We start from the raw sequence: 15725 nt of genomic DNA, 5'->3' as shown, positions 1-15725 counted from the left end.
AATATTCATCTAGTTTTCAATCTTAGAATAGAAAATAGCAGATAAATAGTATGAGTTGAACAAATGACTATTACAATGAGTTTGTTAAGAGAAATGACAGGTGGAAATTTTAGAGAATAATCTGTACAGAATGATAGGAGGACTCATGAAAAGTCGAAAAATCATGATAATAGTTGCTTCAATTGCAGTGTTGCTAAGTATAGGAGGATGTACCGTGAAACATAAAGATGATACAAAACAAGGAAAAACGATTGCTGCTTCATCTACGAAAGACCTAAAGGAAGATGAAGAAACTATAAAGAAAAAACAACTGGACTATCTAAAAGAACACGAACAGGAGATTGTTGATTTAGTCAAAGCACAAAATTCAAAAGTTGAATCCGTTCAGATTGATTGGGATCAGACACAATGGAGTGATGGTGGACTGACAACTCCTGAATATTATATGAATGTTTTTGGACGTATAAATAATATTGAAGAATCGGGTTGGGGAGTAGATATCCCAATTAATGAGGATAATACATTAAATTTAGATGAGATGTATGTAGGATCCTACATTAGAGTAGGGGGGAAATTATTTGACTAATTGGAATTTAAAAAGTTTTGATAATCTATATGCTTCATTAGCAGAATCAGCTTACAGAGATAGACCAAATAAGTTTCCATATGAACAATTGGATCCGGAAAGTCGAAAAAAATTTGATTCAGGGAAATCCATTGAATTTAATTTCTCCATAGATGCAAAAGATAAGGATGGACAGATAACTAAAGGTGGCGGTACGGATCTACCGAATGGTGGCAATGTTTATCTTCAACCGGATAATAAAAAGTTGTTAGAGGATGAAGAAACTGGATACCACGCTTATTATGTCACAGATACTGATACGATCAACGCGAATACGCACCAGACTTATTTTTCGATTCGTGGAAGTGATGGTTTTGGAATTAATTTACCACAAATCAAAAAAGGTAATTTTAAGGAATTTAACTATCAAGATTGGATCAATAATGATGCAGCTTTTGCTCTTACGGATGCGATCGTCCCTCAAGCACAGTATGCTACAAAAGGGATGAAAGAAAAGATCGCTGAATTAGAGGAAAAAGCTGCACCGGATGCTAAAATGGATGTAACGGCTCATTCGCTTGGAACAATGGTATCCGTACAAGGTTTGGCAGGATTATCTGAATCAGAATTGAATCACGTTGGAAAAGCAGTTCTTTTTGATGGCCCAGATACAACAGCTAGTTTAAAAAAAGCTGGGTATAGTGATGAAAAACTGAAATTATTGGATAAAAAAATTGTTTATTATGTCAATCCTTTTGATCCAGTTAGTATGCTCAATCGTGATAAACCATGGGATCAACAACTTGGTCAAGTTAATGTAGTTGTCCCGATTAAGTATACTAGTATGATGGACAAGTATTCATCCCATGATTTTGGTGCCTATCAAATAGATAGTTATGGGAATATCCTAACTGCATCGGAATCCTATCATCCAGAGTTGTTAGTTGCAGGTCAGAGACTTGCTAAGCTGAATAGAAGAACTATAGATAACCTGAAGAATTATATTCCTGAGGAAGCAATTGAACGCATTGTGACAATGAAACCAGAAGTATTTCAAAAACTTACTTCATTGTTACATGAAGCATTAAAAGATCCTTTGAATCATAAGACAGAAATTTATCTAATATTCCGTGACGGATTTGGTATTGGTATCACTGATGCCACGAAAATAATTTCTAATATACCTTCAATTGCTTCAGGACTTTCAGAATATTTACAAGAATATGATAAAATTATAAAAGATGCTCAGAAAGCTTCTTTGGAATGGGATAGAAAAAATTTAGACCTCAAGAATCCTAATAATTTGCACAACAAAATCAAAAGTGTTGGGAGCTATGCGGAGCGAATCTTACTTCGAACAGAATTGTTATATGCAGCAGTTCAATTGGCAGATGCAGATATTGAGCAGAAGGTGTCAGAAACAGAGAAAATGATCACGACTGCGGAAAAAAATGTAAAAGCTTCGGTTGAATCATCTAGAAATACTGTTTATGCATTAGGATGGGCATTATCGGCAAGTGAAAGAGAAAGTTTAATGACTGACTTGACTTTTGAACATTTGTGGGATAGCGGAATTGCGGAGACCGATAAAAGTAATTTAAAGAACTACAAAGAAAAAATAAGTGGCTTCTCAAAGAGTATGATTCAATGTGCGCAGAAACTTGTAGAGGTTGATGAACAAGGCGCTGCTGATATTTTTGGATCCCTATCATAAAAGAAGGAAGGTGGGAATGATGCCGATTAGTATACCGTTTTTTAGTGAAAATTTTAAAGAAGGACTGAAAGCACAACAGAGATTGGCAATAAAAGCGGCTGTTGTAGTAGCAGTGAACACTATAAAGCTAAAGAATATATCTCTCCAATCAAGACTGCATATAAAAGCAGATGAATTAGAAAACTATGCTAAAGAAACTTACAGTCAAAATATCACGGATGGTCTTGAGGGGCAAGCCGCAACTGCAGCAAAAGACTATTTATCTAAAGTGAGTAAACCAGAACTGACTAGTCCGCTTAGAAATTGAGAATTGACAGAAGATGAAGGAAGATCTTTATAAATTAGAACTTGAATTTGATAGCAAAATGAAACAGTTAAAGAAAAAAGAGGAATCTCTTGAAGAAGATCTCTCTTATTTTCTACAGCAAACGGACCAGTTGAAAGAAGAAGTCTATCGCATGGCAGAAGGTGAGTTACCTGCAGAAGTTCATACTTATTTTTTCCAAATGGATGAAAATAGTGAACGATTTCGACGGGACGTCTTTGAACAATTGGATCAAATCCAGGAAGAGCGCTCAAAGCTCAAATGGGAGTATGACAACGAGATCGATGCTTTCTATAAACATCAGAAAAAAATGGAATCAAAAGCCAAAAAAAATCAGTAAGGTTGTCCTTACTGATTTTTTAGTTGGATCCAGATGATGCTGTATCTGCGCCACTGTCTGTTGCGGTGGAACCTTGATCTTGCGCTGCAGATGAACTAGTTTCTGTAGCAGATGAGTTATTGGTTTCTTTCTGAGAACTTGTCTCTGTATTGCTTGAATCGGTTTGCGTGTTGGTATTTGTGTTGGTATCTGTCGCGGTGGAGTCAGAACTTTTATCGTGAACCACGACGACGCTGGTGCTACTAGATGGCTTATCTTCTGTTTTTTGATTGTCTTTATTAAGCAGGCTTATAATCGTAAAAGAAGTGACGATAATCCCTAAAAGACTGGCAATCGTGGCGACAACTGTTTGAAATAGTGACAGGCCTTGTTTGACTTTTTCACCACGTGAGGGTCTTGTATCTGCCTTTTCCTCTGGTTTTTGGTTTTTGTTGCTTCTTGAATATTGTGACATGTTCATTCTCTTTCTATCAAAAATTGTTTTTTAACACTTTCCTATTATAAGTCATTTTCTGAAAAATGTCTAAAAAGAACTGAATTTTATGAAGTGATTTTACCTCATCTCTCTTTATCAAATCCTTGTCCCAAGCGGTTAGAAATGATAAAATAGAAGTTACGTAAAAAGAAAGTGATGGATGCGTAGGACATGATTTATTTTGACAATTCAGCAACGACTAAACCCTATCCAGAATCCCTTGCGACTTATACAGAAGTAGCGACTCGGATCTGGGGCAACCCATCTAGTTTGCACAATCTAGGTAGTCAAGCTACTCGTATTTTGGAAGCTTCTCGGAAACAAATTGCGGAGCTAATTGGCAAGAAAGCTGATGAAATTTACTTCACGTCTGGTGGGACCGAAGGGGACAACTGGATCCTTAAGGGTGTCGCTTTTGAGAAAGCTCCTTATGGCAAGCATATCATTGTCTCTGACATCGAGCATCCCGCTATCAAGGAGTCCGCTGCTTGGTTAAAGACGCAGGGATTCGAAGTGGATTATGTTCCAGTGGATGCGCGTGGCTTTGTCAAAGTGGATGCCTTGGCTAGTCTTCTCCGTCCGGATACGACCTTGGTCTCTATTATGGCCGTTAACAATGAGATTGGCTCCATCCAGCCCATCCATGAAATTGCGGCTCTCCTTGAGGATCGCCCAACGATTAGTTTCCATGTCGATGCTGTTCAAGCTTTAGCTAAGGTAGAAACAAAAGTCTATCTACCAGAGCGCGTGGACTTTGCGACCTTCTCTAGTCACAAATTCCATGGCCTTCGTGGAGTTGGCTTTGTCTACATCAAAGAAGGCAAAAAGATCACACCCCTCTTAACGGGTGGAGGTCAAGAAAAAGAAATGCGCTCGACAACTGAGAACGTGGCAGGGATCGCAGCAACAGCAAAAGCCCTACGCTTAGCTATGGAAAACCAAGTAGCTTTTGCTAGCAAGACCCAGCAGATGAAAGAAGTGATCCGCAAAGAATTGGCCAACTATCCAGATGTCACTATCTTTTCTGGTGAGGATCACTTTGCCCCTCACATCTTGACTTTTGGGATCAAGGGAGTTCGTGGTGAAGTAGTGGTCCATGCCTTTGAAGAGTTTGATATTTACATCTCGACCACCAGTGCCTGCTCGTCCAAGGCTGGAAAACCAGCTGGTACCTTGATTGCCATGGGAGTGGACAAGAGTGTTGCACAGACAGCAGTTCGCTTGAGTCTCGATCTGGAAAATGACATGAGCCAAGTCGAGCAATTCTTGACCAAGTTCAAACTGATTTACGAACAAACACGAAAAGTACGCTAATTTTAGAAGGAAATCAATATGACCTTAACCTATTCAGAAATTATGATTCGCTATGGAGAGCTTTCTACTAAAGGGAAAAACCGCATGCGTTTCATCAATAAACTTCGCAATAATATCCAAGATGTTTTATCTATTTATCCGGCTGTCAAAGTGACAGCGGACCGCGATCGGGCTCATGCTTATCTACATGGGACGGATTATGAGCCGGTGGCAGAATCCCTCAAGCAAGTTTTTGGAATCCAAAATTTTTCACCTGTTTACAAGATCGAAAAATCAGTACCAGCCTTAAAAGCAGCGGTGCAAGAGATTATGAAGGAGATATACAAGGACGGCTTGACCTTTAAAATCTCAAGTAAGCGTAGCGATCACACTTTTGAACTCGATAGTCGCGAACTCAATCAAACCCTAGGTGGTGCTGTCTTTGAAGCCATTCCAACCATTCAGGCCCAAATGAAAAAACCAGATATCAATCTGCAAGTCGAAATCCGAGAAGAAGCAGCCTACATCTCTTATGAAACCATCAAGGGAGCAGGAGGTCTTCCAGTTGGGACTTCTGGGAAAGGGATGCTCATGCTTTCTGGTGGGATCGACTCTCCAGTAGCTGGCTACCTAGCCTTGAAGCGCGGTGTGGACATTGAGGCGGTTCACTTTGCGAGTCCCCCATATACCAGCCCAGGTGCTCTTAAAAAAGCCCATGATTTAACACGGAAGTTGACCAAGTTTGGGGGCAATATCCAATTTATCGAGGTGCCCTTCACAGAGATCCAAGAGGAAATCAAGGCAAAAGCGCCGGAAGCTTACCTCATGACCCTGACCCGTCGCTTTATGATGCGCATCACAGATCGTATTCGCGAGGTTCGCGGTGGTTTGGTGATTATTAATGGTGAAAGCTTAGGACAAGTGGCTAGTCAAACCTTAGAGAGTATGCAGGCCATCAATGCGGTAACCAATACACCGGTTATCCGTCCAGTGGTAACCATGGACAAGTTGGAAATCATCGATATTGCCCAAGAGATTGATACCTTTGAAATCTCTATCCAACCGTTTGAAGACTGTTGTACCATCTTTGCACCAGATCGTCCAAAGACGAATCCGAAACTCAAAAATGCAGAGCAGTATGAGCAACGGTTGGATGTGGAAGCCTTAGTTGAGCGAGCTGTAGCAGGCATCATCGTAACAGAGATCACACCAAAAGTAGAAAAAGACGAGGTTGATGACCTGATTGAGGATTTGCTATAGGAGAGACTGGGCGTATCCAGCCTCTTTTTCTAACCAACTTAAAGGAGACAAGATGAAAAAAATTATCGTATTAATGACAAGTTTGCTTCTGTTGACAGGCTGTGTCAAAGTATCGTTTACTGGCCCGAAAAAAGAAGAGAAGACTAGCCAATCAAGCAATAGAAAAAAAGAACCCCTCACATTTGTCAGGGCCGAGCAGTATAAAGACCAGGACAACGAAGTCTTGGAAGCGTCTGAGAAATTTATCAAGGAACATCCAACGCTTGGAGAAGCTGGAAAATTATTTGTCTTTTTTCCAGGATATACCTTTGGAAATGAGGAAAATCGCTTCGCCTTATTCTTTATTGTGAATCGTACCACCACAACCATCGATCGTGATGGATCCTTTGTCCTGAATTTGGAATATGATGGAGAGCCACTTTTTAAAGATGTCACAGTTGACTATGAAGTGAGCGAATCGGGTGTGTTAAAACCCAATACTGCTGCAGCGATTCCGATAAAAATTACTAAGGAACAAGAAGAAAAAATGAAGGGGATGAACGATTCGTCTAAAGCCAAAATGAGCTTCAATGACTTTAAATTTAAGGATAAGTAGATGAAGGCAGGTTTTGAATGCGATCTTAAACTACAAGATACAAAAAATAGATTTTTCAAAGAAAATTCGCTTTCAAAGCGCAAAAATACTTGTCTTTGTCTGATAGAAGTGATATACTTAGAGAGTTGACTATGCACATGCCTGTGCAACCGCTCGAACATCGTCGCTCATTTCCATGAGAGTAAGTGGTTCGTCCCACGATGCTAGGCGAGTCTTCACAAAAATACGGGGAAACCCAAAAATACATAGGAGGTGCATAATGAGCACATACGCAATCATTAAAACTGGCGGAAAACAAGTTAAAGTTGAAGTTGGTCAAGCAGTCTACGTTGAAAAATTGAACGTTGAAGCTGGTCAAGAAGTTACATTTAACGAAGTTGTTCTTGTTGGTGGTGAAAACACTGTTGTCGGAACTCCACTTGTTTCAGGAGCTACTGTTGTTGGAACTGTTGAAAAACAAGGAAAACAAAAGAAAGTTGTTACTTACAAGTACAAACCTAAAAAAGGTAGCCACCGTAAACAAGGTCACCGTCAACCTTACACTAAAGTTGTCATCAACGCTATCAACGCTTAATTTTTAGGAGAACACATGATACAAGCAGTCTTTGAACGAGCCGAAGATGGCGAGCTGAGGAGTGCAGAAATCACTGGGCACGCTGGAAGCGGTGAATATGGCTTTGATGTCGTGTGTGCATCGGTTTCGACTCTAGCCATTAACTTTGTCAACTCTGTTGAGAAATTTGCAGGCTACGAACCGGATCTAGAATTAAACGAAGAAGAAGGTGGCTTCCTTCGGGTCACAATCCCGACAGATATTCCACCACATCAAAGAGAAATGACCCAACTATTCTTTGAATCATTTTTCTTAGGGATGGCAAACTTATCGGAGAACTCTTCAGAGTTCGTCCAAACAAGAGTTATCACAGAAAACTAACATGGAGGAAAACAATTATGTTGAAATTGAATCTTGCTAACTTGCAACTTTTCGCCCACAAAAAAGGTGGAGGTTCTACATCAAACGGACGTGATTCACAAGCAAAACGTCTTGGAGCTAAAGCAGCTGATGGACAAACTGTAACAGGTGGATCTATCCTTTACCGTCAACGCGGAACACACATCTACCCAGGTGTGAACGTTGGACGTGGTGGAGACGATACTTTGTTCGCAAAAGTTGAAGGCGTAGTACGCTTCGAACGTAAAGGTCGCGATAAAAAACAAGTTTCTGTTTACCCAATCGCAAAATAAAAAGGTTTTCTAAACCTTTTTGTCCCGAGCCTTGATCCAAAGGTGAGGAAGCTAGAAATAGCAAAATTAAAGCTTTCTGATTTATCAGAAGGCTTTTTTCTTTTATTTATTTAAAAATATCATGTTTACCCTTGTTAATATAATGTTTGAATTTGTGTTTTTTGAAAAATATAGTATAATAGAGACAAATATAGTAGGAATGGAAGTAGTACCATGAAAGATAGCAGACATGTTGAAATTCTTCAGGAACTGGATCGAAAAAGTGTGGTATCAGTCAAAGAACTCAAGGAACTCTTTGGGGTGACAGACATGACCATTCGTCGCGATCTGATCGATCTTGAAAAACAAGGTCTTTTAGTTCGTGTACATGGTGGAGCCCACAAAAAGGTCAAAGATAGCTTGTTAGAGGCTTCTCACAGTGAGAAAAATCTCATCAATATTGATGAGAAACGAACCATAGCAAAAAAATGTGCAGAGTTGATCGAAAATGGGGATACCGTCTTTATTGGGTCTGGTACGACAACAGATTTTATCGGCGACTATTTAGAAGGAAAGGAAATCAGTATTGTCACCAATTCCCTCCCCATTTTTGAAAAGCTAAAGGATTTTCCAAATTATGACCTGATCTTAGTTGGTGGTCGCTACCGGGTGAAGACACAAACTTTTGTCGGTCAATTTGCCAATAAACTCTTGAAAGAAATCAAGGTTTCTAAAGCTTTCATCGGGGTCAATGGCATCGATGGGCATCATGTTTCCACAGCCAATGAAGAAGAAGGAAATGGTAATGCTATTATTCTAAACAATGCAATTGAGAAATATGTGGTTGCCGATAACAGTAAGTTTGATAGCTATTCTTTCTATAGTTTCTATCGAGTGGAAGACCTGAATGCCATTATTACTGATGATAGTATTCCAAAGAAGATCAAAGACAAATATGCCTTGTATACGAAAATCATATAGAACAAAGTGGTCTCAAAAAAGAGACCACTTTTTACTGATTTAATGATGTTGGAAAATGACCGATAGAAAGCGCTTTAGAGTGATATACAAACAAAATTAAACAAATTTAGACAAAAAATGATTGACACTCAATCAATATAGTGATATACTGAAGCTATAAAATAAATAGTTAGATAAGGAGGTGGCAACAATGGGATTAAATCAACTCTTTAACAAAGATCTTGTATTTTGCCTACATGCCAAGGATCAAACAGATCTCTTTGAGCAGGTAGCAAGCTTATTGGAAGAGCGACAGATTGTGACACCAACCTATCGTTCCGCTTTGATTGAGCGTGAAAAGTCTTTCCCGACTGGATTAGACATGGAATTTCTTGGTAAGGACTTACCAAATGTGGCGATCCCGCACACAGACATTGTCCATAATCTCACTGAGAATGTGGTTGTGGTTCGTTTGGATCAACCCGTAACTTTCCATAATATGATTGCTCCAGATAAGGAAGTTCAAGTTTCACTTTTATTCTTCATTATCAATAATACGAGCTCAAGCCAAACCAATATTTTGGCCCAACTGATGGATTTCTTTACATCCAATGGAAATCTCGAAGCTCTATCAAAATTAGATAGTGAAGATAAGCTTTATCAATACATTACGGATACTATTTCCTAAAACATTCGTAAATATTTATAATGGAGGACATCCAAATGATTAAAATTTTAGCTGCCTGTGGTGCAGGTGTTAACTCTAGCCACCAAATTAAGAATGCTTTGGAAGAAGAGTTGTCAAACCGTGGTTATGATGTGCGTTGTGACGCTGTCATGGTCAAAGACGTCAATGAAGATTTGATTTCTGGTTATGACATCTTTACTCCAATTGCTGCTACTGATTTGGGATTCGATCCTGGTATTCCAGTGGTAGAAGCAGGACCAATCTTGTTCCGTATTCCAGCGATGAGTGCGCCAGTCTTTGATAACATCGAAGCTGCCATTAAAGAACATGGATTAAGTTAATTTTTTTTTAAACATGATTGTAAGCGTTATCCAATTATAAAATTGGGAACACTTTATGCTGTAAATTACAAAAAAATTCATAAATCGGGAGGATTTATTATGAATGGCATTATTGATTTTGCCAATAAATTTTTCAAACCCATCCTAGACATGGGTGCTCCGATCATCATGTTGATCGTCTTGACTTTATTGGCTCTCTTATTTGGAGTGAAATTCTCTAAAGCCCTTGAAGGTGGTATTAAACTTGCCATCGCCCTTACTGGTATCGGTGCTATCATCGGTATGTTGAATGGCGCCTTCTCAGCGTCTCTTGCAAAATTCGTTGAGAATACTGGTATTCAATTGAATATCACAGACGTTGGTTGGGCGCCTCTTGCGACCATTACTTGGGGGTCTGCCTGGACACTTTACTTCTTGTTGATTATGTTGATCGTCAACGTTGTCATGTTGGCTATTAAGAAAACTGATACGCTTGACGTCGATATCTTCGATATCTGGCACTTGTCTATCACTGGTCTTTTGATCAAATGGTATGCTGACAATAACGGTGTCAGCCAAGGAGTTTCACTTTTCGTTGCAACTCTTGCCGTTGTCCTTGTAGGGGTTATGAAAATCATCAACTCAGACTTGATGAAACCAACATTTGATGATTTGTTGAATGCACCAAGTTCATCACCTATGACATCTACTCACATGAATTACATGATGAACCCAATCATCATGGTCTTGGATAAAATCTTTGACAAATTCTTCCCAGGTCTTGATAAATACGACTTCGACGCTGCTAAATTGAACAAGAAGATCGGTTTCTGGGGATCTAAATTCTTTATCGGTTTCCTTCTTGGTATCGTCATCGGTATCATGGGTACTCCACATCCAGTTGCTGGTGTACAAGATGCTGACAAATGGGAATTGGTTATTAAAGGTTGGTTGAGTCTTGGTTTGACTGCCGGTGTCTGCTTGGAATTGTTCTCATTGATCGGTTCTTGGTTCATCGCAGCAGTAGAACCATTGTCACAAGGTATTACAAACGTTGCTACTAAACGTCTTCAAGGACGTAAATTCAACATCGGTTTGGACTGGCCATTTATCGCTGGTCGTGCTGAAATCTGGGCTTGTGCCAACGTACTTGCACCAATCATGTTGATCGAAGCAGTGCTTCTTTCTAAAGTCGGAAATGGTATCTTGCCACTTGCAGGTATCATCGCTATGGGTGTAACTCCAGCCTTGTTGGTTGTAACACGTGGTAAATTGATCCGTATGATCATCTTCGGAAGCCTTCTCTTGCCACTCTTCCTTCTTTCAGGAACATTGATTGCACCATTTGCAACTCAATTGGCTAAGAGTGTTGATGCCTTCCCTAAAGGGGTAGCTTCTACTCAATTGATCACTCACTCAACTCTTGAAGGACCAGTTGAAAAATTGCTCGGTTGGACAATCGGTAACGCAACAACTGGTGATATCAAAGCTATCCTTGGTGTAGTTGTCTTCTTGGCATTCTATATCGGAATCTTCGCTTGGTACAGAAAACAAATGATCAAACGTAACGAAGAATATGCTGCAAATGCAAAATAATCGTTTCATGTAGTTTGAAAACTGACACCATATCTTTTCTAGATATGGTGTTTATATTTTTAAAAAAATGTTCGAAAATAAACAATTTAATGTTGACTTTCGTTCGAAATAGGTGTAATATATTATCAAAAGTAAGAAAATGTTTCTTTGTGAAAAATTAACAACAGGGATATTTGCTGAAACAAACAAAAGGAGGACAGGACATGTCTATTGTAATTGGTGCAGATGCTGCAGGATTAAGATTAAAAGATCTCGTGAAAGAGTTTCTTGTAAAAGAAAACTTCGATGTTGTAGATGTAACCGCTGAAGGTCAAGATTTTGTAGATGTGACACTTGCAGTTGCGAGCGAAGTGAACAAAAACGATCAAAATCTTGGAATCGTGATTGATGCTTATGGAGCTGGTCCATTTATGGTTGCGACTAAAATCAAAGGAATGGTGGCAGCAGAAGTTTCAGATGAACGTTCTGCTTATATGACACGTGGACACAACAATTCTCGAATGATTACCATGGGAGCTGAAATTGTTGGGGATGAATTGGCGAAAAACATTGCCAAAGGCTTCGTCAATGGTAAATACGACGGTGGCCGTCACCAAATCCGTGTCGATATGTTGAATAAGATGTGCTAATGAGAGGAGAATTCAAATGAGAATTGCAATTGGTTGTGATCACATTGTGACAAATGAAAAAATGGCTGTTTCTGATTTTTTGAAATCAAAAGGATACGAAGTGCTCGACTTTGGGACTTATGACCATACACGTACCCACTATCCAATCTTTGGTAAGAAAGTCGGTGAAGCCGTAGCAAGTGGCCAAGCAGATCTTGGTGTTTGTATCTGTGGTACTGGTGTTGGGATTAACAATGCTGTTAACAAAGTACCTGGTATCCGTTCTGCCTTGGTACGCGATATGACAACTGCTCTTTATGCAAAAGAAGAATTGAACGCAAATGTCATCGGATTTGGTGGTAAAATTACGGGTGAATTGCTCATGTGCGATATCATTGAAGCATTCATCCACGCTGAATACAAACCAACTGAAGAAAATAAAAAATTGATCGCTAAGATCCAACATGTGGAAACCCATAATGCTCATCAAGCGGATGCTGATTTCTTTACAGAATTCCTTGAAAAATGGGACCGTGGTGAATACCACGACTAAGAGGTGACGTATGATATTAACGGTCACGATGAACCCTTCGATTGATATTTCTTATCCTTTGGATGTACTCCAGTTGGATACAGTCAATCGTGTAGCTGAGGTGAGTAAGACAGCTGGTGGAAAAGGTCTCAATGTTACCCGTGTACTTTCTGAGATAAAGGATCCAGTGGCAGCGACTGGCCTACTTGGTGGTCGGACGGGGCAATTCATTCTCGATCATTTAGGAGAAGGGATAGAGGAACGTTTCTTTGAAATTGCTGGAGATACACGTAATTGTATCGCCATCCTTCACGAAGGCAAGCAAACAGAAATCTTAGAAAAAGGTCCAACCATTTCTGAGAAAGAAGGCCAAGACTTTCTCGACCATTATCGTCACTTGGTTGAACAAGTAGAGGTTGTTGCCATCTCTGGAAGTCTTCCTGCTGGTTTACCAGTGGACTACTATGCTAGCCTTGTCAAGATTGCAAGGGAAGCTGGGAAACCAGTCGTACTTGATTGCTCGGGAGCTTCTTTAGAAGCTGCCATTCAAGCAGCTGTCAAGCCTACGGTCATTAAACCAAACAATGAAGAATTATCACAGTTGTTAGGAAAAGAAGTGAGTAAGAATGTGGAAGACTTAAAAGAAGTTCTTCAGGATTCTCTCTTTGATGGCATCGAATGGGTGATTGTCTCCCTTGGTGCAAATGGCGCTTTCGCTAAACATGGGGATGTCTTCTATAAGGTAGATATTCCTAAGATTGATGTCGTCAATCCAGTTGGATCTGGTGATTCGACTGTTGCAGGGATTGCATCTGGTCTCTATCATCATGAGAGTGACGCAGACTTGCTCAAGAAAGCAAATGTTCTTGGAATGTTAAATGCGCAAGAAGCACAAACAGGACATGTCAACATGGGGCACTATGATGCCTTGTATCAACAATTAATCGTAAAAGAGGTATAAAATGGTATTAACAGAACAAAAACGCAACTATTTGGAACGTCTTAGTACAAAAGACGGTGTTATTTCAGCTTTGGCCTTCGACCAACGTGGGGCTTTGAAACGCTTGATGGCCAAATACCAAGACACTGAGCCAACTGTAGCACAAATGGAAGAATTGAAAGTTCTTGTGGCAGATGAATTGACAAAATATGCTTCATCTATGTTGTTGGACCCAGAATATGGTTTGCCTGCTACGAAAGCCTTGGATAAAGATGCTGGGCTCTTGCTTGCATACGAAAAAACAGGTTACGATACATCTAGCACCAAACGCTTGCCCGACTGCTTGAACCTTTGGTCAGCAAAACGCATCAAAGAACAAGGCGCAGATGCTGTGAAATTCTTGCTCTACTATGATGTAGACAGTGCAGATGAACTCAACCAAGAAAAACAAGCTTACATCGAACGTATTGGTTCAGAATGTGTGGCAGAAGATATTCCATTCTTCCTTGAAATCTTGGCTTATGATGAAGGAATTGCAGATGCAACCTCTGCTGAATATGCGAAAGTGAAACCTCGTAAGGTGATTGAGGCTATGAAAGTCTTTTCAGATCCTCGTTTCAATATCGATGTCTTGAAAGTGGAAGTTCCAGTTAATGTGAACTTCGTGGAAGGATTTGGAGAAGGAGAAGTTGTCTATAGTCGTGAAGAAGCAGCTGCTTTCTTCAAAGAACAAGAAGAAGCAACCAACCTTCCATACATCTACCTCAGTGCAGGTGTATCAGCTAAGCTCTTCCAAGAAACCTTGGAATTTGCTCATGCATCTGGTGCAAACTTCAACGGTGTTCTTTGTGGACGTGCGACATGGGCAGGTTCAGTAGAAGCTTACATCAAAGATGGAGAAGCAGCTGCTCGGGAATGGCTTCGTACAGAAGGGCGTCAAAATATTGAAGAATTGAACGCAGTCTTAGCTAAAGTAGCAACACCTTGGACAGAACGCGTATAAGATTCAAATGATGATTGCCTCCTAAAGCAACAGTTAGAGAGTGGGACAGAAATCGGTCATTCGTTAGAATTCGATTTCGTCGTCCCACCTCCGCACAGTTGAGTAGGGCTGTAAAAGCTGATGAAATCAGCGTAGTAGAGCCCACTCAACCACTGCATCTTGCTCGACAATCCAAAGATGATTGAGAGGCTAGGACTTTTGTCCCAGCCTCTTCATTATTTTAAGGTCTTGTTTATTTTTTATAAAAAAATGTTTAAAAATTTTCGCTGTAAGGGTTTACAAAACAAAAGGTTTATGATAGAATAAGTTTATAAGTTGAATAGCAGTGAGCGTTACTAAGTTAGATTAGGCGTGACCACAAGTAGACTGAACAATTAGTGTAGGCTAGTTTTTTCGGTTGCTTCGTGGTCATTTTTATTTGCTTTTAACAAATTTTACAAAGGAGAGCCTCATGTATCGTATTATCCATCCAATGAACAATAATGTTGCTTTGGTTCAAAATGAACTACAACAAGAGTTGATTGTTATTGGGAGTGGGATTGCATTTGGGAAAAAGAAAAATGATCTAGTAGCTGATGATAAGGTCGAAAAAGTATTTCGTTTAAATACGGATGAGTCAAGAGAAAACTTTATGGCCCTTCTAAAGGATGTTCCTCTTGATTTCATTACAACCACTTATGAAGTGATTGATACCTTGTCTAAGAAATATGACTATCCTGTTCAAGAATATATCTATGTGACATTAACAGATCACATCTTTTGTTCTTACCAGGCAGTTCAACAGGGAAGATATAAATACAGTGACCTTCCTGATGTGTCTGCTATGCACCCGATTCCTTATAAAATCGCAAAAGAAGCGATTGAGATCTTTCGAAAGCGGCTCTTGGATCAATTTCCTGACGATGAAGTGAATCGCATCGCTTATCATTTCATTAATGCACAAGGGGAAATGATTCATGAGCAAGATCCAGATGTCCAGGACAGACAAGTTATTTTGAAAGCTGTAGAAGAAAAACTAGCTCAAAATGGCTTGAAACGGAAAGAAGAAAACAGTCATTTCTATGATCGCTTTATGATCCATCTCAATTATTTCCTAGATTCGCTAGATAAGGGAAGAGAAGATTCAGAAGGTTTGAGCGAGATGGAACAACTGATCCAGCTAAGTTATCCAAAGGCTTATGAGATTAGTCATCAAATCTACCAAACCATCGCTGAACAGACAGGAGCCAAGATATCTCCTAATGAAAAAGTCTATTTAGCCCTTCATATTCAACGTCTATTATAAAA

20 protein-coding genes and 1 other annotated feature are annotated in these 15725 nt (G+C 39.7%); of the genes, 19 read left to right on the top strand and 1 reads right to left on the bottom strand.

Features of this window, described 5'->3' with window-relative positions; genetic code table 11:
- Positions 1 to 145 precede the first annotated feature (145 nt).
- Genes M1G14_RS04590 through M1G14_RS04575 form a run of 4 tightly spaced genes read left to right on the top strand, consistent with a single transcriptional unit; the run spans position 146 to position 2944 of the window.
- On the top strand, positions 146 to 586 hold the full coding sequence (locus tag M1G14_RS04590) for a hypothetical protein (protein WP_049507341.1): 441 nt from the start codon (positions 146 to 148) through the stop codon (positions 584 to 586).
- Positions 579 to 2279 carry a hypothetical protein gene (locus tag M1G14_RS04585; protein ID WP_049523614.1) on the top strand — a complete coding sequence of 567 codons (1701 nt, stop codon included), beginning with the start codon at positions 579 to 581 and terminating at the stop codon, positions 2277 to 2279. Before M1G14_RS04590 ends, M1G14_RS04585 begins: the two co-directional genes overlap by 8 nt.
- 16 nt (positions 2280 to 2295) lie before the next feature.
- Positions 2296 to 2586: a hypothetical protein gene (locus M1G14_RS04580; RefSeq protein ID WP_338151862.1), complete on the top strand. Its 291-nt coding sequence runs from the start codon at positions 2296 to 2298 to the stop codon at positions 2584 to 2586.
- Between the two features lie 13 nt (positions 2587 to 2599).
- Positions 2600 to 2944, top strand: coding sequence for a hypothetical protein (locus M1G14_RS04575; protein WP_049523611.1), 345 nt, complete (start codon positions 2600 to 2602; stop codon positions 2942 to 2944).
- 19 nt (positions 2945 to 2963) lie between these two features.
- Here the strand turns inward: M1G14_RS04575 and M1G14_RS04570 are convergent, their stop codons facing one another.
- On the bottom strand, positions 2964 to 3398 hold the full coding sequence (locus M1G14_RS04570) for a DUF6556 family protein (RefSeq protein WP_049523609.1): 435 nt from the start codon (positions 3396 to 3398) through the stop codon (positions 2964 to 2966).
- Between the two features lie 192 nt (positions 3399 to 3590).
- Here M1G14_RS04570 and M1G14_RS04565 point away from each other — a divergent pair, with 192 nt between their 5' ends.
- The 15 genes from M1G14_RS04565 (at position 3591) to M1G14_RS04495 (ending at position 15723) form a co-directional block, all read left to right on the top strand.
- On the top strand, positions 3591 to 4733 hold the full coding sequence (locus tag M1G14_RS04565) for a cysteine desulfurase family protein (protein ID WP_049523608.1): 1143 nt from the start codon (positions 3591 to 3593) through the stop codon (positions 4731 to 4733).
- Between the two features lie 18 nt (positions 4734 to 4751).
- Positions 4752 to 5972 carry a tRNA uracil 4-sulfurtransferase ThiI gene (gene thiI, locus M1G14_RS04560; protein ID WP_031573605.1) on the top strand — a complete coding sequence of 407 codons (1221 nt, stop codon included), beginning with the start codon at positions 4752 to 4754 and terminating at the stop codon, positions 5970 to 5972.
- 52 nt (positions 5973 to 6024) lie between these two features.
- On the top strand, positions 6025 to 6567 hold the full coding sequence (locus tag M1G14_RS04555; RefSeq protein ID WP_024055387.1) for a membrane lipoprotein lipid attachment site-containing protein: 543 nt from the start codon (positions 6025 to 6027) through the stop codon (positions 6565 to 6567).
- A 137-nt stretch (positions 6568 to 6704) separates the two neighbouring features.
- Positions 6705 to 6792 (top strand) — a sequence feature (ribosomal protein L21 leader region).
- Between the two features lie 34 nt (positions 6793 to 6826).
- Positions 6827 to 7141 (top strand): 50S ribosomal protein L21, encoded by a 315-nt coding sequence (rplU, locus tag M1G14_RS04550; RefSeq protein WP_003007734.1) that lies wholly within the window; start codon positions 6827 to 6829, stop codon positions 7139 to 7141.
- Between the two features lie 15 nt (positions 7142 to 7156).
- The gene (locus M1G14_RS04545) at positions 7157 to 7501 is read left to right on the top strand and encodes a ribosomal-processing cysteine protease Prp (protein WP_003002581.1); all 345 of its coding nucleotides are present in this window, start codon (positions 7157 to 7159) and stop codon (positions 7499 to 7501) included.
- A gap of 17 nt (positions 7502 to 7518) precedes the next feature.
- On the top strand, positions 7519 to 7812 hold the full coding sequence (gene rpmA / locus M1G14_RS04540; RefSeq protein ID WP_003002805.1) for a 50S ribosomal protein L27: 294 nt from the start codon (positions 7519 to 7521) through the stop codon (positions 7810 to 7812).
- A 213-nt stretch (positions 7813 to 8025) separates the two neighbouring features.
- Complete coding sequence (locus M1G14_RS04535) at positions 8026 to 8772, top strand: DeoR/GlpR family DNA-binding transcription regulator (protein ID WP_009731217.1); 747 nt, start codon at positions 8026 to 8028, stop codon at positions 8770 to 8772.
- Positions 8773 to 8962: 190 nt separating this feature from the next.
- A complete protein-coding gene (locus tag M1G14_RS04530) occupies positions 8963 to 9439 on the top strand; it encodes a PTS sugar transporter subunit IIA (protein ID WP_024055838.1) in 477 nt (158 codons plus the stop codon).
- Between the two features lie 35 nt (positions 9440 to 9474).
- Entirely contained in the window at positions 9475 to 9780 is a 306-nt protein-coding gene (locus M1G14_RS04525) for a PTS sugar transporter subunit IIB (RefSeq protein WP_003002828.1), read from the top strand.
- A 99-nt stretch (positions 9781 to 9879) separates the two neighbouring features.
- Positions 9880 to 11355: a PTS galactitol transporter subunit IIC gene (locus M1G14_RS04520; RefSeq protein WP_049523604.1), complete on the top strand. Its 1476-nt coding sequence runs from the start codon at positions 9880 to 9882 to the stop codon at positions 11353 to 11355.
- A 203-nt stretch (positions 11356 to 11558) separates the two neighbouring features.
- Positions 11559 to 11984: a galactose-6-phosphate isomerase subunit LacA gene (gene lacA / locus M1G14_RS04515; RefSeq protein WP_003007724.1), complete on the top strand. Its 426-nt coding sequence runs from the start codon at positions 11559 to 11561 to the stop codon at positions 11982 to 11984.
- A 16-nt stretch (positions 11985 to 12000) separates the two neighbouring features.
- Positions 12001 to 12516, top strand: a complete 516-nt coding sequence (gene lacB, locus M1G14_RS04510; protein WP_003002763.1) for a galactose-6-phosphate isomerase subunit LacB — start codon at positions 12001 to 12003, stop codon at positions 12514 to 12516.
- 10 nt (positions 12517 to 12526) lie between these two features.
- Positions 12527 to 13456: a tagatose-6-phosphate kinase gene (locus M1G14_RS04505; protein ID WP_061455172.1), complete on the top strand. Its 930-nt coding sequence runs from the start codon at positions 12527 to 12529 to the stop codon at positions 13454 to 13456.
- A 1-nt stretch (position 13457) separates the two neighbouring features.
- Complete coding sequence (gene lacD, locus M1G14_RS04500) at positions 13458 to 14438, top strand: tagatose-bisphosphate aldolase (RefSeq protein ID WP_195529667.1); 981 nt, start codon at positions 13458 to 13460, stop codon at positions 14436 to 14438.
- Positions 14439 to 14889: 451 nt separating this feature from the next.
- The gene (locus tag M1G14_RS04495) at positions 14890 to 15723 is read left to right on the top strand and encodes a PRD domain-containing protein (RefSeq protein WP_247926353.1); all 834 of its coding nucleotides are present in this window, start codon (positions 14890 to 14892) and stop codon (positions 15721 to 15723) included.
- Positions 15724 to 15725 lie beyond the last annotated feature (2 nt).

Source organism: Streptococcus parasanguinis (assembly GCF_023109675.1).
GTDB classification, from domain to species: Bacteria; Bacillota; Bacilli; order Lactobacillales; family Streptococcaceae; genus Streptococcus; species Streptococcus parasanguinis_I.
This window is presented reverse-complemented; position numbering and strand designations above follow the sequence as displayed.